Origin of the sequence: Nocardioides cavernae (assembly GCF_013410035.1) — a bacterium.
GTDB lineage: Bacteria > Actinomycetota > Actinomycetes > Propionibacteriales > Nocardioidaceae > Nocardioides > Nocardioides cavernae_A.
Genome location: NZ_JACCBW010000001.1, coordinates 208,897 through 229,956 on the forward strand (window position 1 = coordinate 208,897; position 21,060 = coordinate 229,956).

Here is a 21,060-nt window from a genome sequence, read left to right on the forward strand (position 1 = left end):
TGCGCCTCCTGAGCATCCACGCCACGACCGCCACGAGCGCGAGCAGGACCACGAGCTCGAGGCCGCCGATGTCCGATGCCGGGACGGCTCAGCCTCCGGCAGCCGACCCGCAGCGCCCTAGATGTACCCGGCCATCAGGTTGGTAGCAGTCTGCTGATCGGGGGCTTGCCCTCGAGTGCGCTGTGGCGGCGTTGAGTGTTGTAGTACTCGAGCCAGGGCGCAAGTGCCTCGGTGCGCTGGTCGTTGCTGGTGAAAATCTGGCGGTAGGCCCACTCGGTGGCCAGGGTGCGGTTGAGTCGTTCGACCTTGCCGTTCTGCCAGGGGCAGTGAGGGCTGATGAACTTCTGCCGGATCTGGTGCGCTGCGCAGACCTCGCGCAGCGACCACTTGTAGGCCCAGGCGTTGTCGGTCATCAGCCGCTCTATGCGGGTGATGCCGTGAGCGGCGAAGTAGTCGATGGCGCGTTCGAGGAACCCGGCGCACGTGGCGCCCTTCTCATCAGGCAGCACCTCGCTGTAGGCCAACCGGGAGTGGTCGTCGACGAGAGAATGGACGAAGTCGAAGCCCGGACCGTTGACCCGGTCGCGTGGGATCTGTCGTCCGTGGACCCGCCAGCCGCCACCGTCGGGGATCCGGCCGAGCTTCTTGACGTCCATGTGAACCAGCTCTCCCGGCTTGTCGCGTTCGTAGCGCACCGCGGTCTGTTTTGAGGACCGGATCACCTCACCGGTCATCGGGTCGAGCTCGCGTAGGTAGGGCACCTGGTGGCGGCGCAGGATCCGCGACACCGTCCGGGCCGGCACGCCGACCTTCGGACCGAGGGTGTCCGGTCCTTCACGGTGCTTGGCACGAGCAGCCACCACCGCGGCCTCGGCTTCGGGGCTGGTCTTGGCCGGCATCGTGTGCGGTCGCGAGGACCGGTCGTGCAGACCCGCCAGCCCTTCGTCGTCGTAGCGGTCGATCCACTTCTTGACGCACTTGCGAGAGACACCCATCGCGGACGCGATGTGCGCCTTGGGCATGCCACCTCGGTGGCGTTCAACGATCAGCAACCGGCCATGGAAGGTCAGCCGGGCATTACCGTGGGACACGAGAACCTCCGGTTGGGAGTGGGCCTTAGACAAGCCACATCCCACTCGGAGGTTCTCGCTCGTTCAACCAGGCTCGCTGCTACCAACGTCCTGGCCGGGTACACCTAGAGCAGGACGAGGTCGTCGCGGTGGATGACCTCACGCTCGTACGCCGCCCCGAGGGCGGCCTTGAGCTCACTGGTCGAGCGGCCGAGGAGGGCGGGCAGCTCGTCGGCGTCGAAGTTCACGAGGCCTCGCGCGACCACGGAGCCGTCGGGGTCCAGCAGGTCGACGGCGTCACCGGCGACGAAGGTGCCGCCGACAGCCGTCACGCCCGCCGCGAGCAGCGAGGCGCGGCGCTCGACGACCGCGCGCACGGCACCCGCGTCGAGGGTCAGCGTCCCCTGACCGGAGGTGGCGTGGGCGAGCCACAGCAGCCGGGTCGGCCGGCGCTTGCCGGTCGCCTTGAAGAGGGTGCCGACCTCGGCACCCGAGAGGGCGGCGGCGGCCTGCTCGGCGGAGGTGAGCACGACGTGGATGCCGGCGCCGGTCGCGATCCGGGCGGCGTCCACCTTGGTGGTCATGCCGCCGGTGCCGACGCCCGAGGCGCCGGCCGCGCCGATCGTCACCGTCGCGAGGTCGGCCTCGGAGCGGACCACGGGCACGAGGCTCGAGCCCGGTCGTGACGGCGGGCCGTCGTAGAGCCCGTCGACGTCGGAGAGCAGGACGAGCAGGTCGGCGTGCACGAGGTGGGCGACGAGCGCGGCGAGCCGGTCGTTGTCACCGAAGCGGATCTCGGAGGTGGCGACGGTGTCGTTCTCGTTGACGATCGGGACCACGCCGAGCTCGAGGAGCTTGGCGAAGGTCTGGTGCGCGTTGCGGTAGTGCGCGCGGCGGGTGACGTCGTCGACGGTGAGGAGCACCTGCCCGGTCACGATGCCGTGCCGGGCGAACTCCTCCTGGTAGCGGTGCGCGAGCAGGCCCTGGCCGACCGAGGCGGCCGCCTGCTGGGCAGCCAGTCCGCGCGGGCGGGCGCGGAGGCCGAGCGGGGCCAGCCCGGCGGCGATCGCGCCGGACGACACGAGGACCACCTCGGCCCCCGCCCCGCGTGCGGCGGCGAGCACCTCGACGAGCTGGCGTACGCGCGCGGGGTCGATGCCGCCGGCGGCGGTCGTCAGCGACGACGAGCCGACCTTGACGACGATGCGCCGAGCCGCGCGCACCAGCCCCGCGCGGTCGCTCACTCCTCGCCGTCCCAGTCGGGGTCGTCCTTGCTCCCGATCTCGTAGGCCATCGGGCCGACACCGGAGCTGCCCGTGCTGCGCGACCGCGTCTTCTTGGACTTGCCCTCGTCGAGGCGGCGGGCCACGTCGGCGCGTGCCTCCTCCTCGGCCTTGGACTCCATGCCCTCCGCGATGTCGCGGCGGCGACCGCGGGCCGGGCGCTCCTCGCGGAGCCGCTCGTCCTCACCGCGGCGACCGAGCATCTCCGCGCCGGCCTCGATGCTCGGCTTGAAGTCGAAGACGACCGAGTTGCTCTCGGGACCGATGACCACGGTGTCGCCCTCCTGGGCGCCCATCCTGGCCAGCCTGAGCTCGACGCCGAGACGGTTGAGGCGGTCGGCCAGGAAGCCCACGGCCTCCTCGTTGCTGAAGTCGGTCTGGCGCACCCACCGCTCGGGCTTGGTGCCGCGCACCCGCCAGACACGCTGTCCCGAGTCCGACGACGGGTCGTCGGTCTCGACGACCTCGAAGTCGTCGCCGCCGTCCACCGCCCGCGGGCGCAGCACGATCCGCTCGGCCACGACCTCGGGAGTCGCCTCGCGGGCGGCGACCACGATCTCGGCCATCGCGAACGTCAGCTCGCGCAGCCCGGCGCCGGAGGCGGCGCTGACCTCGAAGACACGCAGCCCACGGCCACGGAGCTCCTCGACGACCATGTCGGCGATGTCCTGACCGTCGGGCACGTCGACCTTGTTGAGCGCGACCAGCCGCGGCCGGTCCTCCAGCCCGCCGTAGCGCGTCAGCTCGCCCTCGATGACGTCCAGGTCGTCCAGCGGGTTGCGGCCCGGCTCGATCGACGCCGTGTCGACGACGTGGACCAGCGCGGCACAGCGCTCGATGTGGCGCAGGAAGTCGTGGCCGAGGCCGCGTCCCTCGGCGGCACCCTCGATCAGGCCGGGCACGTCGGCGACCACGAAGGTGGTCTCACCGGCGGTCACCACGCCGAGGTTGGGGATGAGGGTGGTGAACGGGTAGTCGGCGATCTTGGGCCGGGCCCGGGACATCGCGGCGATGAGCGAGGACTTCCCGGCGCTCGGGAAGCCGACCAGGCCGATGTCGGCGACGACCTTCAGCTCGAGGCGTACGACCAGCTCGTCGCCGGGCTCCCCCAGCAGCGCGAAGCCGGGAGCCTTGCGCTTCGACGAGGCCAGCGCGGCGTTGCCGAGGCCGCCTCGACCGCCCGCCGCGACGACGAGGGTCGTGCCGTGCCCGACGAGGTCGGCCAGCACGGTGCCGTCGGCGTCCTTGACGAGGGTGCCGTCCGGGACGGGCAGCACGAGGTCCTTGCCGTTGCCGCCGTTCTTGTGGTCGCCGGCGCCCTGGCCGCCGTTGTCGGCCTTGCGCTTGGGGCTGTGGTGGTAGTCGACGAGCGTGGTGACGCTCGTGTCCACCTGCAGGATGATCGAGCCGCCCTGGCCGCCGTTGCCGCCGTCGGGGCCGCCGAGCGGCTTGAACTTCTCGCGCTTGACCGAGGCCACGCCGTTGCCGCCCCGTCCGGCCGCGAGGTGCAGCGTGACCTGGTCGACGAAGGTGGGGATGGCCATGGGGTTCCTATCGGTGGTGGTGCAAAGACGAAGGGCGCCCCCAGACAGGGACGCCCTTCGCAGAGAGGTTCAGTGTCGCGGTGACGTCACTCGCCGGGGACGATGTTGACGACCTTGCGACCGCGGCGGGTGCCGAACTCGACGGCGCCGGCCTGGAGGGCGAACAGCGTGTCGTCGCCGCCACGACCCACACCGGTGCCCGGGTGGAAGTGGGTGCCGCGCTGGCGCACGATGATCTCGCCGGCGCCGACGACCTGGCCGCCGAAGCGCTTCACGCCGAGGCGCTGCGCGTTGGAGTCACGACCGTTCTTGGTGCTCGCAGCACCCTTCTTGTGAGCCATGGTTCAGTCCTTCGGGAATGAGTGGTCGTCCTCGAGCGAGAGCTCAGAGGGAGATGTCGGTGACCTTGACCTGGGTGTACTTCTGGCGGTGGCCCTGGCGCTTCTTGTAGCCGGTCTTGTTCTTGTACTTCTGGATGATGATCTTCGGGCCCTTGGTGCGCCCGGTGACCTCGACGGTCACGCTGGCCTTGTCGAGGCCCGTCGCGGTGACCTTGTCGCCGTCGACGACCATCACCACGGGAAGGGTCATGGTGTCACCGGTGGCGGCCATCGCGTCGATCTCGATGACGTCGCCGACGGCAACCTTCTGCTGCTTGCTGCCACTGCGCACGACTGCGTACACGGCGAGTCACTCTCCTCAGAACTACAGGTGATGAAAACTGGTGGGACTGCGCACGACACCGCCTGGAACTCGGGCGAGGTACGCCGCGTGGCGGGCGCGCAGAATCGGTGTGTCGAACACCGAGGGTCAAGAGTACGGGATCGGGTGGCGACCGGGCAAAACGACGTCCTGCCGCCCGCGTCACGCCGCTCCCGCGACTCCAGACACCTCAGCGCTTGCGCGAGCCCTTCTTCTTGATCGGGACGTGCTCGACGCTCGGGGCGTCCGCCGCGGCTTCGTCAGCGGCACCGGCCGGAGCCTCTGCCGCCGCCTCCTCGGCGAGGGGCGTGCCGACGCCGGGCTCGACGTCGACCGTGCCCGGCTCGACCACGCCGGACACCGGGACCCTGCCCGCGCCCGACGTCGCGGGGACCGCGGGCGGGCCCGCGGGACGGCTGGCGGAGCGGCGGCGCGTACGCGTCACGACGCGCGGCTTCTCCGGCTCGGTGGGCGCCTCGACGGGGGTCTCGGCAGCCGGCTCGACGGGGGTCTCGACGGGGGTCTCGGCAGCCGGCTCGGTCGGCTCCGGCTGGGCCTCCGGATGGGAGTCGAGCTGGGCCTCGACCTGCGGGGCGTCGGCGGCCGTGTCGGCGGCCGTGTCGGCGGGCGCCTCGGAAGCCTCGGAGGCCTCGGAGGCCTGCTCGCCGTCGGTCGGCTCGGCGGGCTTGTGCGCCATCGCTGCGACGTCCTTCGGGGACGGGGCGTGCTGCGGCTCGGCCGGCTTGCTGTCGTTGCCGTTGCCGTTGCCGTTGCCGTTGCCGTTGTCGTCGCCGTTCGACGAGCCGCGACGGCCTCGGCGGCGGCTGCCGCGCTTGCCGTCGCCGGAGTCGTCGGAGGACTTGGCGTGCGGGTCGACCGGCTGGTCCTTGATGACGACCCCGCGCCCGTGGCAGTGCTCGCAGTTCTCGCTGAACGACTCGAGCAGGCCCGTGCCGATGCGCTTGCGCGTCATCTGGACCAGGCCGAGCGAGGTGACCTCGGCGACCTGGTGGCGCGTGCGGTCGCGACCCAGGCACTCGACGAGGCGGCGGACCACCAGGTCGCGGTTGGACTCCAGGACCATGTCGATGAAGTCGACGACGATGATGCCGCCGATGTCGCGCAGCCGCAGCTGGCGCACGATCTCCTCGGCCGCCTCGAGGTTGTTCTTGGTGACGGTCTCCTCGAGGTTGCCGCCGGAGCCGGTGAACTTGCCGGTGTTGACGTCGACGACGGTCATCGCCTCGGTGCGGTCGATGACGAGCGAGCCGCCGGAGGGCAGCCAGACCTTGCGGTCGAGGCCCTTGTGGATCTGCTCGTCGATCCGGTAGGTCGAGAACACGTCACCGGCGCCGTTGCGCTCGTACTTCTCGACACGCTCGGCCAGGTCGGGGGCGACCGACTCGACGTAGCCGTGGACGGTGTCCCACGCGTCGTCGCCCTCGATGACGAGCTTGGAGAAGTCCTCGGTGAAGAGGTCGCGGACCACCTTGAGGGTGAGGTCGGGCTCCCCGTAGAGCAGCTGCGGGCCGGAACCCTTGTGGGTGGCCTTCTTCTCGATGTCCTCCCAGCGGGCCTTGAGGCGCTCGACGTCACGCGTCAGCTCCTCCTCGCTGGCCCCCTCGGCGGCCGTACGCACGATGACGCCGGCGGTGTCGGGGACGATCTCCTTGAGGAGCGTCTTCAGGCGGTTGCGCTCGGTGTCGGGCAGCTTGCGCGAGATGCCCGAGGTCGTGCCGTCCGGGACGTAGACGAGGAAGCGGCCGGCCAGGCTGACCTGGCTGGTGAGGCGGGCGCCCTTGTGGCCGATCGGGTCCTTGGTGACCTGCACCAGGATCATCTGACCGCTGGAGAGGACCGACTCGATCTTGCGGGGCTGGCCCTCCTTGTGGCCGAGCGAGGCCCAGTTGACCTCGCCGGCGTAGAGGACGGCGTTGCGGCCCTTGCCGATGTCGATGAAGGCGGCCTCCATGGACGGGAGCACGTTCTGCACCCGGCCGAGGTAGACGTTGCCGATCAGGGAGGTCTGCGACTCGCGGGCGACATAGTGCTCGACGAGCACCTTGTCCTCGAGCACGCCGATCTGGATGAGGTCCTCGCGCTGGCGGATGACCATCACGCGCTCGACCGACTCGCGGCGGGCGAGGAACTCGGCCTCGCTGACGATCGGGGCGCGACGGCGCCCGGCCTCGCGACCCTCGCGGCGCCGCTGCTTCTTGGCCTCGAGCCGGGTCGAGCCGGAGACCGCGGTGATCTGGTCCTCGGCCGAGCGGCTCTTGCGGACGCGCGTGACGGTGTTGGGGTCGTCGTCGTCCGAGCCAGCGTCGTCCCCGGCACGGCGACGGCGGCGACGACGGCGGGACGAGCCGTCCCCGTTGCCGTCGGGGCTGTCGGGTCCGGAGCCGTTGTCGTCCGCACCGGACGCCTCGGCGGTCTCGCCTGCGTCGCCGGACTGGTCGTCGGAGCCCTCGCCGGACTCCGGGCCCGCGTCGGAGGAGCCGTCGGAGCCCTTGCGGCGGCGTCGGCCGCCGCGGCGGCGACGGCGGCGGGCGGGGCCGCCCTCACCGTCGGCGTCGTCGGACGTGGACTCGGCGTCGTCGGTGGAGTCGGCGTCGGTGGTCTCGCCGGCCTCGGTGGTCTCGGTGGTCTCGGCGTCGTCGCCGGTGGCCTCCGTGACCGCGTCGGCAGCGAGCTGCTCGGCGGTCTGGTCCTCGGTCTCGTCCTCCGCCTCGTCCTCGGTCTCGAGGACCGGTTCCGGCGCGACGGCCTTCCTGGTCCGGCGGCCGGGCGTCTTCTCGGCGGTCTTCTTGGCGGCGGTCTTCTTCGCCGCGGCCTTCCTCGCCGGCTTCGCCGGGGCCTCGTCCTCGGCGGCGGGCGCGTCGACGGCGGCGGCCGCCTCGGGCACCTCGGGCACCTCGACGGGGACCGGGGCGGGCTTCTTGCGGGAGCGGCGGGTGGTGGTGGTCACGACCGGGGCCTGGAACAGCACCGCGTGACCGGTGGCCGCGTCCTCACCCGACGCCTCGGCGTCGGTCGCGGGCTCCGTCGTCGGCTCCGTCGTCGCCTCGACGGACGGCTCGGCTGCGGCGGCCTTCCTGGTGGTCTTCTTCGCCGCGCTCTTGCGGGCGGCGGTCTTGCGCGCCGGCTTCGCGGGGGCCGCGTCGGCAGCAACCTCGGCGGAGGGGGCGTCGGCGTCGGGAACCTCGGCGTCGGCCGGCGCTGCGGTCTTCTTGGCGGCCGCCCGCTTCGCGGGGGCCTTCTTCGCCGCGCTCTTGCGAGCGGCGGCCTTCTTGGCGGGCGCAGGCGCCTCGTCGGCCGGGCCGCCCGCAGGGGCGTCGACGGACGCGGAGGCGGAGTCGCCGGCGGCGGGCTCCGTCGCGGCGGCCGTCTTCCTGGCCGGGGCCTTGCGCGTGCGCCGGGTCACGGTCGTGACCTGCGGGGCGGCGGGGGCGTCTGCCGTCCCGCCCGTCTCCGTGCTGGTCTCCGTGCGGTCGGGCTGGTCCTCATCGAGCATGTGACGCTCCTCGGGCACCGTCGCGGTGCCGATACGGCGTCCACCGTTCTCGGTCGGCGATCCCGGGGACGCAAAGCTTCAGTGGCGGCGACACCCTCCGCGTGTGTGCGTCTCCCTGCGGCTGTCGGTCACCCGCCGCGGTCGCCGGGCCGTCGCAGTCGCTGTCACCGACTCCTGTGGCCGCGTCGCGGTCCGGTGACGTCCACCCACCGGGGGTGCCGACCGTCACCCCAGCGAACAGGGAGCGGACGGCGAGAACGTCGTCGGCTCGACGTGGTCCCGACGGTCGTCGGGGACGTCGAACGTGGCGAGTATCGCACAGACCCGGTCGCGGCGCCCTATGCCCGGGCGGCCAGCGGGTCGCCGACCTCGCCGGAGCCGAGCAGCGGCCCCTGGGCGAGGCGGGTCATCAGGGGCGCCGGTCCGGCGGCGAGCCCGGCGACGGCCTCGAGCCCGCGCAGCACGTCGTCGGGGCGTACGGCGGGGGTGCCGTGGCGCAGCACGACGTCGAGGGTCGTACGGCCCTCGCCGGCCGGCAGCACGTGGAGGGCGACCACGGCGCCGCGCGCGTCGAACTCCCGCATGCCCTTCTTCGTCATCCGCTCCACGAGCGCCTCGTCGGCAGCGAGGAAGCGGGCGACCGCGTCGGTGGTCGCGGCGTGGTCGGCGTCGACCTCGATGTGCCAGCGGCTGCCCTCGAGCAGGTCGGAGAGGGACCCGCCGGGCGACTCGACGACCTCGAGGACGTCGAGGCCGGGGGGCAGCGCCTCGTCGAGCATGGCGTGCACGTCGGTCGGGACGACGACCTCGGCCAGGGCGAGCTCGAGGTACTCCGCCTCGCTGGCCGAGCCGGTGGGTGCGGCGCCGGCGTAGGAGATCCGCGGGTGCGGGTTGAAGCCCGAGGAGTACGCCATCGGCACGCGGGCGCGGAACACCGCGCGCTCGAACGCACGACTGAAGTCGCGGTGGCTGGTGAAGCGCAGTCGACCGCGCTTGGCGTAGCGCACGCGGAGGCGCTGGACGGGCGGGGCCTGCTGCTCGGGCTGCTGCTGGGGCACGGCTGTCAAGGATAGTCAGGGGACGGGTTAGCCTGCGGGCCGGGCATCACCGAGGACGCACGAACAGACGGGGGTCGTACGAGTGCGCACAGAGACCGTCCGCGCCGAGGCGCGGGCACGACGCGGCACCCTGCGTGCCCACGTCCTCCTGGCCGTGGCGCTGGCGGTGATCGCCATCGGCCTCGTGGTGCGCGCCGGGGAGAGCATGCCGATGAGCGCCGTCGACGAGCACATGCACCTCGACACTCACGTGCGCGTGCACGAGGGTGGCTACCCCCACCGCGGGTCCCTGATGACGATGGACGTCGTGCGCGAGTGGGCCTGCGGGGTCGGGCACGAGGCCGGCGCCGCCATGGCCCCCTGCGACCACCCCGACCTGGGCCCCAACTCGCTGCCCTCGGGCATCTACACGACGGGCTACATCCACTACCCCACCTACTTCGTGGTCGGTGAGGCCTACCGCGCCGTCGAGGACGCGGTCGCCGACCCCGACTCGTGGGTCGACACCTACCGCCGCTACGCCGCCCTGGTCACCATCGCCGGACTGCTGGTCTGCCTGCTCGCGGGTCGCTCCCTCGGCTTCCGCGGCGCCGCGCTCCTCGCCGCCACGCTCGGCCCCTCGGCCGCGGCCGGCATCCTGCTCTTCGGCACGATCGCCAACCCGCAGGCCGCGGCGGTCCTGGTCGGGGCGCTGATCGCCTGGAGCGGCATCCGCTGGATGCAGACCGGACGCGGCTTCTGGTGGCTCGCCGCCGCCACGGCCCTCGCCTCGGGTGTCGCGGTCACCCACTCGCTGCCGGCCGGCGCGTTCATCCTCGCCATCCTCGGCGCGGTCGTCCTGCGCCGGTTCGGGTGGCGGGTGACCGGACCCTGGGACCCCCGCTGGTGGCAGGCCGCGGTCCTCGGTGCCGTGGTCGTGCTGCCGGTGCTCGTCTTCGGCTGGTGGATCTCCTCGCACGCCACCATCACCAACGACGAGCTCTACGCCTTCGTCGCGCTCGACTCGTGGCAGACCGTGGTCGCGGGGGCCGCCGAGGAGCTCGTGAACATCCACAGCCCGTGGTACGTCACCGGCTCGCTGGGCATCGGCGTCGACGGGACGTTCTTCCAGCGCCTGCTGCGCGCCGGAAGCGGAGGCCTGCCGATGTGGCAGACCATCGCCGTGTACGCCGTCCTGGCCGTCTGCACGGCCCGGTTCGGCGCGCACGTGCTCGGCCGCCGCCACGCCGGGTCCGAGGCGGGGCCCGGCTCCCCCCGCACCTTCTCCCCCACGGCCCTCCTCACCGCGTGCACCCTCGTCGGCGTGATGGTCTACCCGGTGCTGCTGCGCGTCAGCAACGCCCTCAACGTCGGCTTCGACTTCCCCGTGGTCGCGCGCTACTCGATCGGCTTCGCCCCCCTCATGGTGTGGCTGGTGCTCCTGCTCGTGCGCGGTCGCCCGGTGGTGGTCGTGTCCCTGGCCGCCCTGGCCGCCGCCACCCCGCTCGCCGTCGGCCTGGCGATCTGGTGACCCCCTCCCGCAGCCGGGTCGCGGACGGGGCGGCACTGGCCACGTCGGTCGTGCTGCTGCTCGTCGTCCTGGTGACGTTGTGGCGCGAGGCCGGCGCCGGCCAGCCGTTCTCCGCCGTCGACGAGCACGCCCACGCCGACACGCAGGTCCGCGTGCACCACGGCGAGTTCCCCCGCCGCGGCGACCTGCTGACCCAGGAGGTCGTCGACGCGTGGGTGTGCCGCCTGGGCCACCAGACCGTGGCGTGGGAGATGGCGTGCGGGTCGCCCGAGGCGGTGCCGGAGAACGTGCCGACCGGCAAGTACACCGCCGGCTACATCCACTACCCCACCTACTTCCTCGGCGGGGAGGTGTTCCGGGCGGTGGCCGACCGCGTCGTGCCCGACGAGCCCCCCGTCGACACCTACCGACGCTACGCCGCGCTGATGATGTTCCTCGGCGCCCTGGCCTGCCTGCTCCTGGCCCGCCGCGTCGGGCTGAGGGGCGCGTCGCTGGTCGCCGCCACCTTCGCCCCGGTGGCCGGCACCCCGATCCTCGTCTTCGGCACCATGGAGAACCCGACGGCGCTCGCGCCGCTGTGCGGCGCCCTCATCGCGGGCGCCGGGATCCACTGGGTGCTGACCGGTCGGGGGTTCTGGTGGCTGGCCGCGGCCTCGGTCGTCGGTGCCGCGACCGCCGTCACGTCCTCCCTCCCCACCGGCGTCCTCGTCCTGGCCTGCCTCGGTGCCCTGCTGCGTCGAGGCCGCGGGACGCCGTACGAGGGGGGCTGGTCACCCCGGTGGTGGCACGTCGGGGTGCTCGGCGCGATCCTGGTCGCCCCCGTGGTGGCGTTCGGCGCGTGGACGAGCGCCCGGGCGCTGGTCGACAACGAGACGCTCTACTCCGGCTACGGCTTCCAGTCGTGGACCGACGTCCTGGTGGGCGTGGTCTTCGAGCTCGTCACCCCGCACGTGCCGTGGGCCAGCGACGGCAACCTCACCAGCCCGGACCCCGACCTCGTCCAGCGCCTGCTGATGGCCGTGCTCAACGGGACCCCGTTCCTCATGGTGGTCCTCGTCGGCGGTGCGCTCGCGCTCGGCGCCATGGGCGCCTTCCGGTCGGGCCCCACCTCCCCGCTCCCGCTCCTCGCCGGCGCGTGCATCCTCGGCATGGTCCTCTACCCGCCGCTGCTGCGGCTCTCGAACGCCGTCAACGTCGGCATCGACCACCCGGTCGTCTCCCGCTACTCCATCTCGCTGCTGCCGCTGCTGGTGTGGGTGGCCCTGCTGCAGGTGCGCGAGCACCGGGCGTACGGTCGGGTGCTGGCCGTGGTCGCGGCGGGCACGGTCGTCGCCGTCTGTGCGGGTGCATGGTGAGGCGCCCGTCGTCTTGGGGCGCACCGGGGCCCGCGACTAGGTTGGTGCGTCGCACGCACTCAGGAAGGTGAGTCCACACATGCAGCCCACTCGACAGGTCGCCCTCGGCCAGCCCACGGTCGGCGAGGAGGAGATCGAGGCCCTCCGCGAGGTGTTCGCGAGCGGCTGGCTCTCCGGAGCCGGACCCACGTGCGTGGCGTTCGAGAAGGAGTTCGCCGCGACCGTCGGCGCGGCCCACGGCCTCGCGACGTCCAACTGCGGCTCGTCGCTGCACCTCGCGCTCCAGGTGCTGGGCGCCGGTCCCGGCGACGAGGTGATCGTCGCCGACTACACCTTCCCCGCGACCGGTCACTCGGTGATGTGGACCGGCGCCACGCCGCGCTTCGCCGACGTGCGCCCCGACATCGGCACCATCGACGTGGAGGCGGCGGCCGCGCTCGTCAACGAGCGCACCGTGGGCATCATCGCGGTCGACGTCGTCGGCCAGCCCGCCGACTACGACGAGCTGGCAGCCCTGGCGCAGCGCCACGGCCTCTGGCTGCTGGAGGACGCCGCCTGCTCGGCCGGCGCCACCTACAAGGGCCGCCCCGCCGGCAGCCTGGCCGACATGGCGGCGTTCAGCTTCCACGGCCGCAAGGGCATCACCGCCGGCGAGGGTGGCGCCCTCGTCAGCGACGACGCCGAGCGGATGGACCTCGCCCGCAAGCTCCACACCTACGGCATCGCCCCCGCCGTCAGCCGCGAGGGGGCAGCCTCGCTCGCCGTGCCGTCGTTCGACATGGCCGGCTACAACTACCGGATGTCCGACGTGCAGGCGGCCATGATGCGCGTCCAGCTCACGCGCCTGCCCCACCTCGTCGCGGCCCGCACCGCTGCCGCCGACGGCTACGCCGAGCGCCTGGCGGACGTCGACGGCATCGACCTGCCGGTGGTCCTCGAGGACCGCACCCACCCGTGGCAGTCCTACCTCGTCACGACCCACGACTCCGTCGACCGCGACGCCGTCGTCGTGGCGCTGCGCGAGCGCGGCGTCGGCAGCAACTTCGGCACGTACGCCTCCCACGTCCAGCCGGTCTACGGGACGCGGGACGACTGCCCCGTGTCGGCGCGCCTGTTCACCTCGCAGTTCGCGCTGCCGATGCACGCCAACCTGGTGGCCGACGACCTCGACCACGTCGCGGAGCAGCTGCGCGCGGTCCTCGCCGACCCCGCCGTCCGCTCATGAGCAACCGCATCCACCCCACGGCCGTCGTCGGCCCCGAGGTCACGCTCGGCGAGGACAACGTGATCGGGCCCTACTGCGTCCTGCAGGGCCGGGTCACCCTCGGCGACGGCAACTACCTCGCCTCCCACGTCGTGATCGGCGGGGCGGCGGAGGTCCGCGGGCACGACATGACCGCGTCGTGGGAGGAGCCGTTCGACGGCAACCCCGTCCTGGTCGGCTCCCGCAACGTCTTCAAGGAGATGGTCACCGTGAGCGGCGGCTGGGCCCACGAGACGTCGGTGGGTGACGACGGCTTCTTCATGACCAAGGCCCACGTCAACCACGACGGGCGCATCGGCGACGAGGTGACCCTCTCGGCGATGGTCGTCACCGCCGGCCACGTCACCGTCGGCGACGGTGCCAACCTCGGACTGGGCACGGTCGTGCACCAGCGGCTCACCGTCGGCGACGGGGCGATGATCGGCATGCAGTCGGCCGTCACGCGCGAGCTGCCTCCCTTCGTCGTCAGCATGGGCGTGCCCGCCCGTGCCGCGCGGCTCAACACCTACCGGCTCGACCGGCTCGGTGTCGCGACCGACCAGCACGAGCCGCTCGCCGCGGTCGTCCTGCACGGCTCGCACGACACGTCCGCGCTCCAGCACCCGCTGCGGGCGCCCGTCGAGGCGTGGCTCGCCCGCCTCTCCGCCCACTGACCCGACCAGCACGCACCGGCACCAGCAAGCACCAGCACCGAAAGGCACCCCATGTCCGCCGACTCCCTCCCCTTCATCCCGCCCGCCAAGCCGATCGTCGGCGACGACGAGCGCGCAGCCGTGGACCGCGTGATGCGCTCCGGCATGATCGCGCAGGGACCCGAGGTCGCCGCGTTCGAGCAGGAGTTCGGCGCCGCGGTCACCGGTGGGCGTACGGCCGTGGCGGTGAACTCCGGCACCTCGGCCCTGCACCTGGGCCTGCTGGCCGCGGGCATCGGCCCCGGCGACGAGGTCATCGTCCCGTCCTTCACCTTCGCCGCCACGGCCAACTCGGTCGCCCTGACCGGCGCCACCCCCGTCTTCGCCGACGTCGAGCCCGACCACTTCTGCCTCGACGCCGACAGCGTCCGCGCCGCGGTCACCGAGCGGACGGCGGCGATCATGCCGGTCCACCTCTACGGCCACCCGGCCGACGTGGACGCGCTGCAGGCCGTGGCCGACGAGCACGGCCTGCGCCTGTTCGAGGACGCGGCCCAGGCCCACCTCGCCACGTGGAAGGGCGCCCAGGTCGGCACCTTCGGCGACTTCGCGATGTTCAGCCTCTACCCCACCAAGAACATGACCTCCGGCGAGGGCGGCATGGTCTCCTGCGCCACCGAGGAGATCGCCCGGATGGTGCGCCTCCTGCGCAACCAGGGCATGGAGCGCCAGTACGCCAACGAGGTCGTCGGCTTCAACGCGCGGATGACCGACATCCACGCCGCGATCGGCCGCGTGCAGCTGACGAAGGTCGAGGGCTGGACCAAGGTCCGCCAGGACAACGCGGCCTACCTCGACGCCCACCTCGAGGGCGTCGTCGTGCCTACCGTCGCCGAGTCCGCGACGCACGTCTACCACCAGTACACGATCAAGGTCGACGGCGCCGAGCGCGACCGCATCGTCGCGGCCATGCGCGAGGAGCACCAGGTCGGCTCGGGTGTCTACTACCCGATCCCCAACCACCAGCTCGCGTCGCTGACGAAGTACGCCGACGGCCTCGAGCTGCCGGTCACCCAGCAGGTGGCGCGCGAGGTCATCTCGCTGCCCGTCCACCCCTCGCTGGGCGAGGGCGACCTCGAGCGCATCGTGACCGCCGTCAACGCCACGGTCCGCGCGGGCGCCTGACCCCACCTCGGCACGAGCCGCACCGGCCGGTGTCCCCCTTGGGGGGCGCCGGCCGGTCCTCGTCCCGGGCCCGCCTCAGCCCGGTTCGCGCAGCTCGTAGACGTACTGCGTGCCGCCGTACCAGCGGAAGGGACGCAGCGGCTTCACGCAGGGTCCGGTGATCTCCAGGGTCGAGACCACGTAGCCGACGTCGAGGTCGCTCTCGGCGAGCCAGCACGCGCGGGTGTGCACCACGATCACGTCGGGTGCGGCCTCCTCGACCCAGGGCGCGTCACGCTCGCCGTCGAAGGCGACGTAGAGATAGCTGGCACCACGGTTCCAGACGTCCTCGTACTCGTGGTCGGGATCGATGTTCTCCCACTCCGACACGATCGGACCCGTCACCTGGTTGCCGGTGAGCGTCGGTGCGCCGTTGGCGACCAGGAGCGCGTTGGCGGCCATCGAGTTGGCCGCGATGAGCGTGCCGTCGGCTTCCGCGCGCGCGACCAGGGACCGCACGCTGTTGGCGGCGGGACTGCTGCGGAGCTCGCCGACGCCCCGCACGATCGGGTTCGCGTCGATGCCCGCCGCGAGGCAGACCGCGAGGGCCAGCCCGACCGGCCAGGCGCGCAGCGGCCAGCGGGTGACGGCGTACGCGATCGCCGACACCGCCAGGACCGCGAGCCACACCTGCCACGTGGTGAGGTCGGGCAGTGCCTTGCGGGCGTCGGAGGCGCCGTAGGCGGTCGCGACCCCCGTCGTCACGGCTGCAGCGACCGCGAGCCGCGACGAGCTGCCGCTCAGGCGCGACACGAGCAGGACCAGCAGCAGCGTCGCCGGGAACCCGACGGTCTGCGCGGCCCGCACGGGGAGCACCGAGCTCAGGAGCGGGATGTGCTCACCGACGGGCCCCCAGTCGAACATCGCCCAGGCGCTCCACAGCGCGGTGAACGCCGCCAGCGTGGCGATGGCGCCGCGCTGGGCCGTGGTCGAGGCCGCCCACGCCCGGCGCCACACCACGACCGCCCAGAGGGCGCACACCAGGAACCCCGACGAGATCTCGCTCTGGTTGAGCAGCGTGGGGGCGGCGCCGTCCTCCATCTCGAACAGGGCCGGTCCGCCGAAGAGCTGGGCGGGTGTCTGCGCGGCCCCCGTGACCCGGCGCAGGCCGGGGTAGACGGTGTTGAGCTCGGCCGACAGCGAGGCGGCGTTCTCCAGCAGGGTGCCGGCCAGCACCGCGACCGAGACGAGCGCCCCCGCGCCGACCGTGAGCAGCGCCTGACGGCGGGTGGCCCGGTCGGCGACGAGGTAGACGCCGGTGGCGATCACCAACGGCACCCCCAGGGTGAGCGACCACGGCACGTAGTAGGTCACCAGCCGGGCCAGCAGGATGCCTGCGAGACCGGCCTGCAGCAGGGCCGTCACCCGTCTGCCGGCGACCATCCGGTCGCGCGCCAGCCACAGCACGTAGCTGCCCGCCGCGGCGAACGCCATGATCCGCACCGGCATGAACGACCACCACAGCGAGGCCGGGGCCAGGAAGACGAGCACCAGGCCCAGCCACGACATCGGTCGGGAGGCGCCCATCCGCCGCAGCAGCGGGGGCAGGGCCAGCACCAGCAGGAGCCACGGCCACGCCCGGAACGCGGAGAACAGCATCTCGTCGGGCAGCCACGGTCCGAGGCGGAGCAGGTTGCCCTCGTGGAACAGCACCGACTCGACGACCTGGCCCGACGAGATCTGGTAGATCAGGTCGGGGTCCTGGGAGAGCGACGGGGCGGTCGAGGACCCGTGGGCCAGCACCGACAGGTCGATGGGAGCCTGCGTGAGCCACTCGTCGCTGCGGATGGGGAGCGACGTGCCCCACTGGTCGGCTCCCTGGCCGGTGCCCTCCACGGAGAGCAGCCCGAGGGAGGACGTGGACAGGCCGGCGAGGCTGATCACCGCGTAGGCCAGCAGCGGGAGCAGCACCTCGAGCCGGTCGGGCCACCCGCCGAAGAGGCGCGACGACCGCCACGACGGGACGTCTGCAGGAGGCCTCTCGGCGCTGGTCCGGTCGTCGGCTGGCTCCCCGTCGGGGACCGTCCGCTCCGGCAACGTGGTGTTGATGACGGCCTCCCCGCGTGTCGAGCCAAGCGGCGGTCAGGCTACTCCACGCCGTCGGACCGCCGGATTGGGAGGTGGCGCTCGCCGATCGTTATGGTGGACCGGTTTGTACGCGCTCTCGAACGGGGTCCTACGTGCGCATCGTCGTGGTGAACAACTTCTACCCGCCGCGGGTGGGGGGCAGCGCTCACCTCAGTGACGCCCTCGCGCGCGGCTACGCCGCCCGCGGCCACGAGGTGCTCGTGGTGACGGCGGCCTACCAGGACGCGCCGGCCGAGGAGTGGCGCGACGGCGTACGGGTCGTGCGGTTCCCCGCCTTCGTCCTCCCCGAGAGCCGGCTGGCGGTGTCGTTCGACATCTCCTTCGCCACGCGTCCCTCGCTGCGCCGCAGCCTCGCGCGGCTGCTCGACGACTTCAAGCCCGACGTGATCCACCAGCACGGCCAGTTCATGGACCTGACGTGGGCCACCGGCGCGTACGCCCGTCGGCGCGGGATCCCGGTGCTGCTGAGCATCCACACCCGCCTCGAGAACCCCGCCGCGGCCTACCGCCACGCCTTCCGGTTCCTCGACGCCTCCCTCGTGGCGCCGCGCCTGCGCCGGTTCCGTCCCTCGCTCGTGGTGATGGACTCCTACATGGAGGACTACATCAAGGAGCGCTACCGCGGCCGCTACCGCGACCTCGTCGCCATCCCCGTCGGCGTCGACCCCGACTGGGTCCGTTCCGGCGACGCCGCCCGCGGACGCGAGCTCGCCGGCGTCGGCCCGGACGCGCCGATCATCCTCTCGGTCGGGCACGTCATCCCCGTGCGCGACCGGCTCGGCCTCGTCGAGGCGCTGCCCGCCGTGCTGGCCGAGCACCCGGACGCCCGGCTCGTCGTGGTCGGCCGCGTCTACTACGACCTGTTCCAGAAGCGGGCCGAGGAGCTCGGCGTGAGCCACGCCGTGACGAGCCTCGGCGCGGTGCCCAAGCCCGACGTGCCGCACCTGCTGGCCGCGGCGGCCGTGGAGAGCCACGAGCAGGGCATCGGCCTCGGCACGGCGACCCTCGAGTCGATGGCGGCCGGCACGCCCGTCGTCGCCTGGGGACGCATCGACAACTTCCCCGGCGTCCCGATGGTCGACGGCGAGGACATCTTCATGTGCGAGCCGGGCGACGTCGCCGGGCTCGCCCAGCGCCTCGTCCGTGCGCTGGACGACCCGGAGGCGACCCGCGCCGTCGGCGACCGCTCGCGCGCCATCGTCGACGAGCACTTCGCCCTCGACCGCGTGCTCGACCGCCACCTCGAGGTGCTCGACGACCTCGTGACGCACGCCGCGCCGCAGACCATCCGCTGACGGCACCGGACCACCCCGGACCCACCCCAGACCACCCGAGCACCACACGATCCACGAGGAGATCCATCAGATGAGCACGAAGGAAACCGTCTTCTTCACCGGCGGCGCCGGCTTCATCGGCATGCACGTCGTGCCCATGCTGCTCGAGAAGGACTACAAGGTCCGCATCTTCGACAACATGTTCCGCGGCGACCGTGACGCCGTCGCCCAGCTCGGCGACGACGTCGAGCTCATCGACCAGGACGTGCGCTACGGCGGCGCGGTCCACGCCGCGATGAAGGGCTGCTCCAAGGTCATCCACGCGGCCGCGGTGTCGATCAACAAGAGCCAGGCGGACCCCTACGAGTCCATGGACATCAACATGATCGGCAACCACAACGTGTTCGCCGCGGCCGCCGACCACGGTGTCGACCGGCTGGTCTACTGCTCCTCCGCGTCCGTCTACGGCGACCCCGAGCGGCTCCCGATGCACGAGGACGACAAGCTCCTCCCGATCACCCCCTACTGCATCGCCAAGCGCGCCGGCGAGGACCTCCTCGGCTACTACCAGCGCCGCGCCGACCTGTCGTGGATCGCGCTGCGCTTCTTCAACGTCTACGGCCCCGGCCAGAAGACCACCGCCTACTACACGTCGGTGATCAACCACTTCGTCAACCGGATCAAGAACGGCGAGCCCCCGGTGATCGACGGCAAGGGCGAGCAGTCGATGGACTTCATCCACGTCCACGACATCGCGCGCTCCGTCGTGCTGGCCCTCGAGTCGGAGCAGGCCAACGTGCCGGTCAACATCGGCACCGGCATCGACACCTCCATCGCCGACCTGGCGCACATCCTCATCGACGCCGTGGGCGCCGACGTCGAGCCGCAGTTCAACCCCCGCGACGTGCTGGTGAGCCGCCGCGCGGCGGACACCACGCGCGCCAAGGAGGTCCTCGGCTTCGAGCCGACGATCGACGTGCGCACCGGCATGACCGAGCTCATCCGCGGTCAGTGAGCCTGCGGTGAGCGCGTCCTTCCCGCCCAACCCGTGGAACGAGCACGCGTGGGTGGTCGGCGAGCCGACGGTCGGCGAGGGCACCTGGATCGGCGCCTTCACGATGATCGACGGGTCGGGCGGGCTCACCATCGGCCGGGGGTGCGACATCTCCTCCGGCGTGCACATCTACACCCACTCCTCGGCGAAGCGCTGCGTCTCCGGACGGCGCTTCGCCGAGGTGGAGCGGCGGCCGGTCACCATCGGTGACCACGTGTTCATCGGCGCCAACGCCGTCGTCAACATGGGCGTGACGATCGGCGACGAGGCCGTCGTCGGCGCCGGCGCCGTCGTCACCGCCGACGTCCCGGCGCGCGCCATCGTCGGCGGCGTCCCGGCGCGCGTCATCGGCCGGGTCGACCTGTCCGACCCGACCGACCCCCGCTTCGGCGTCAGCGGGTCTTGAGGACCTCGTCCACCACGCGGTGGGCGGGGAGGATGCTGGCGCGCTCGGCGTCGACGTCGACCGAGCCGCCGACGAGGTCGACGAAGTGGTCGAGCTGCGAGACCAGCGGCTCCGCGCCGCCGATCTCGGGGACCTCGATCTCGGTGAACTGGCGGAAGCCGACGAACTCGTCGTCGGCCTCGATGCTGGAGTGCCGGTAGCTGGTGAGGCCGCGCCGGAGCAGGTCGATCTCGATCATCCGGTCCAGCTCCTGGATCACCATGGAGCGCACCTTGACCTGGCCGAGACGGCTGGCCGAGACCGACGCGATGCCGCCGCCGGAGAACCGGACGCCCGCCTCGACGATGTCCTCGGCACCCTCGACGCTGCTCGGGTGGAACTGGCCGACCTTCACGTCGAACGACTCGGGCTGCTCGCCGCCGAAGGCGCGCACGACCAGGTCGACGTCGTGGACCAGAAGGTCCCAGGCGACGCCGGTCTTGATGCGCGGGGCGTACGGCGAGTGGCGCTGCGCCCGGACGTAGAGCGGCGCCTCCACCATCTTCATCGCCGTCATCACGGCCGGGTTGAACCGCTCGAGGAAGCCGCACATCAGGGGGGTGCCGGCGGCCGCGGAGGCGTCGACGAGCTCCTGGGACTCCTCCAGCGACGGGCACAGGGGCTTCTCCACCAGCAGCGGCAGCCCGGCGTCGATCACCTGGCCGGCGAGCTCACGGTGGGCCTCGGTCGCCGCGGCGATCACGACGGCGTCGAAGGCCCCGATGCCCTCGAGGTCGGGCTGCCACGCCGAGTCGTACAGCCCGGCGACGGTCCGGCCGCTCTCCTCGTGGGGGTCGATGACCGCGGCCAGCTCGGTCCTGGCTCCGGTGGCGATGACGCGGGCGTGGTTGCGTCCCATGGACCCGGACCCGACGAGGGCGATGCGCAGTGGTTCAGCCATGGCCCGCACCTTATCGACGCCCGCTCATTTGGCCGCATCGCGCCCCCGTGGGGCAAGATGGCTGACCAGGGCCCGCCACACGACGCGCGCGGGCGCCTCCTCCCGGCGTTCCGCACGCGGCCGCCCGACGAAAGGATCCGCC

Annotated in this window: 17 protein-coding genes; 8 read left to right on the forward strand and 9 right to left on the reverse strand. The window is 72.4% G+C overall.

The window, feature by feature from the left end:
- Positions 1-134: 134 nt before the first annotated feature.
- From F4692_RS00995 to F4692_RS01025, 7 genes are all read right to left on the reverse strand, one after another.
- Complete coding sequence (locus F4692_RS00995) at positions 135-1,091, reverse strand: IS481 family transposase (RefSeq protein WP_179618956.1); 957 nt, start codon at positions 1,089-1,091, stop codon at positions 135-137.
- 104 nt (positions 1,092-1,195) lie between these two features.
- Positions 1,196-2,314, reverse strand: coding sequence for a glutamate 5-kinase (gene proB, locus F4692_RS01000; protein WP_179617794.1), 1,119 nt, complete (start codon positions 2,312-2,314; stop codon positions 1,196-1,198).
- The gene (gene obgE, locus F4692_RS01005; RefSeq protein WP_179617795.1) at positions 2,311-3,897 is read right to left on the reverse strand and encodes a GTPase ObgE; all 1,587 of its coding nucleotides are present in this window, start codon (positions 3,895-3,897) and stop codon (positions 2,311-2,313) included. The genes proB and obgE overlap by 4 nt, the downstream gene beginning before the upstream one ends.
- 86 nt (positions 3,898-3,983) lie before the next feature.
- A complete protein-coding gene (rpmA, locus tag F4692_RS01010) occupies positions 3,984-4,238 on the reverse strand; it encodes a 50S ribosomal protein L27 (RefSeq protein WP_056602771.1) in 255 nt (84 codons plus the stop codon).
- A 43-nt stretch (positions 4,239-4,281) separates the two neighbouring features.
- Entirely contained in the window at positions 4,282-4,581 is a 300-nt protein-coding gene (rplU, locus tag F4692_RS01015) for a 50S ribosomal protein L21 (protein WP_121138735.1), read from the reverse strand.
- Between the two features lie 208 nt (positions 4,582-4,789).
- Positions 4,790-8,113 carry an Rne/Rng family ribonuclease gene (locus F4692_RS01020; protein ID WP_179617796.1) on the reverse strand — a complete coding sequence of 1,108 codons (3,324 nt, stop codon included), beginning with the start codon at positions 8,111-8,113 and terminating at the stop codon, positions 4,790-4,792.
- A gap of 338 nt (positions 8,114-8,451) precedes the next feature.
- Positions 8,452-9,171 carry a TIGR03936 family radical SAM-associated protein gene (locus F4692_RS01025; protein WP_179617797.1) on the reverse strand — a complete coding sequence of 240 codons (720 nt, stop codon included), beginning with the start codon at positions 9,169-9,171 and terminating at the stop codon, positions 8,452-8,454.
- 82 nt (positions 9,172-9,253) lie between these two features.
- On the opposite strand from F4692_RS01025, the gene F4692_RS01030 reads away from it, so the two are divergent.
- The 5 genes from F4692_RS01030 to F4692_RS01050 all read left to right on the forward strand — a co-directional run bounded on the left by F4692_RS01030 (position 9,254) and on the right by F4692_RS01050 (position 15,117).
- Complete coding sequence (locus F4692_RS01030) at positions 9,254-10,681, forward strand: hypothetical protein (protein ID WP_179617798.1); 1,428 nt, start codon at positions 9,254-9,256, stop codon at positions 10,679-10,681.
- Complete coding sequence (locus tag F4692_RS01035) at positions 10,678-12,036, forward strand: hypothetical protein (protein WP_179617799.1); 1,359 nt, start codon at positions 10,678-10,680, stop codon at positions 12,034-12,036. The genes F4692_RS01030 and F4692_RS01035 overlap by 4 nt, the downstream gene beginning before the upstream one ends.
- A 79-nt stretch (positions 12,037-12,115) precedes the next feature.
- The gene (locus F4692_RS01040) at positions 12,116-13,261 is read left to right on the forward strand and encodes a DegT/DnrJ/EryC1/StrS family aminotransferase (RefSeq protein WP_179617800.1); all 1,146 of its coding nucleotides are present in this window, start codon (positions 12,116-12,118) and stop codon (positions 13,259-13,261) included.
- Positions 13,258-13,953 (forward strand): acyl-ACP--UDP-N-acetylglucosamine O-acyltransferase family protein, encoded by a 696-nt coding sequence (locus F4692_RS01045; protein ID WP_179617801.1) that lies wholly within the window; start codon positions 13,258-13,260, stop codon positions 13,951-13,953. Before F4692_RS01040 ends, F4692_RS01045 begins: the two co-directional genes overlap by 4 nt.
- Positions 13,954-14,004: 51 nt before the next feature.
- Positions 14,005-15,117, forward strand: coding sequence for a DegT/DnrJ/EryC1/StrS family aminotransferase (locus tag F4692_RS01050; protein WP_179617802.1), 1,113 nt, complete (start codon positions 14,005-14,007; stop codon positions 15,115-15,117).
- A gap of 75 nt (positions 15,118-15,192) precedes the next feature.
- On the opposite strand, the gene F4692_RS01055 is transcribed toward F4692_RS01050, so the two are convergent.
- Complete coding sequence (locus F4692_RS01055) at positions 15,193-17,193, reverse strand: DUF7657 domain-containing protein (protein WP_179617803.1); 2,001 nt, start codon at positions 17,191-17,193, stop codon at positions 15,193-15,195.
- Between the two features lie 143 nt (positions 17,194-17,336).
- Between F4692_RS01055 and F4692_RS01060 the strand changes: the two genes are divergently transcribed.
- The 3 genes from F4692_RS01060 to F4692_RS20780 all read left to right on the forward strand — a co-directional run bounded on the left by F4692_RS01060 (position 17,337) and on the right by F4692_RS20780 (position 19,978).
- A complete protein-coding gene (locus tag F4692_RS01060) occupies positions 17,337-18,539 on the forward strand; it encodes a glycosyltransferase family 4 protein (RefSeq protein WP_179617804.1) in 1,203 nt (400 codons plus the stop codon).
- Positions 18,540-18,609: 70 nt separating this feature from the next.
- The gene (locus F4692_RS01065) at positions 18,610-19,533 is read left to right on the forward strand and encodes an NAD-dependent epimerase/dehydratase family protein (RefSeq protein WP_179617805.1); all 924 of its coding nucleotides are present in this window, start codon (positions 18,610-18,612) and stop codon (positions 19,531-19,533) included.
- 7 nt (positions 19,534-19,540) lie between these two features.
- Entirely contained in the window at positions 19,541-19,978 is a 438-nt protein-coding gene (locus F4692_RS20780) for an acyltransferase (protein WP_179617806.1), read from the forward strand.
- Here the strand turns inward: F4692_RS20780 and F4692_RS01075 are convergent.
- Entirely contained in the window at positions 19,965-20,918 is a 954-nt protein-coding gene (locus F4692_RS01075) for a Gfo/Idh/MocA family protein (protein WP_179617807.1), read from the reverse strand. The two genes, F4692_RS20780 and F4692_RS01075, sit on opposite strands and share 14 nt — an antisense overlap.
- Positions 20,919-21,060: the final 142 nt, after the last annotated feature.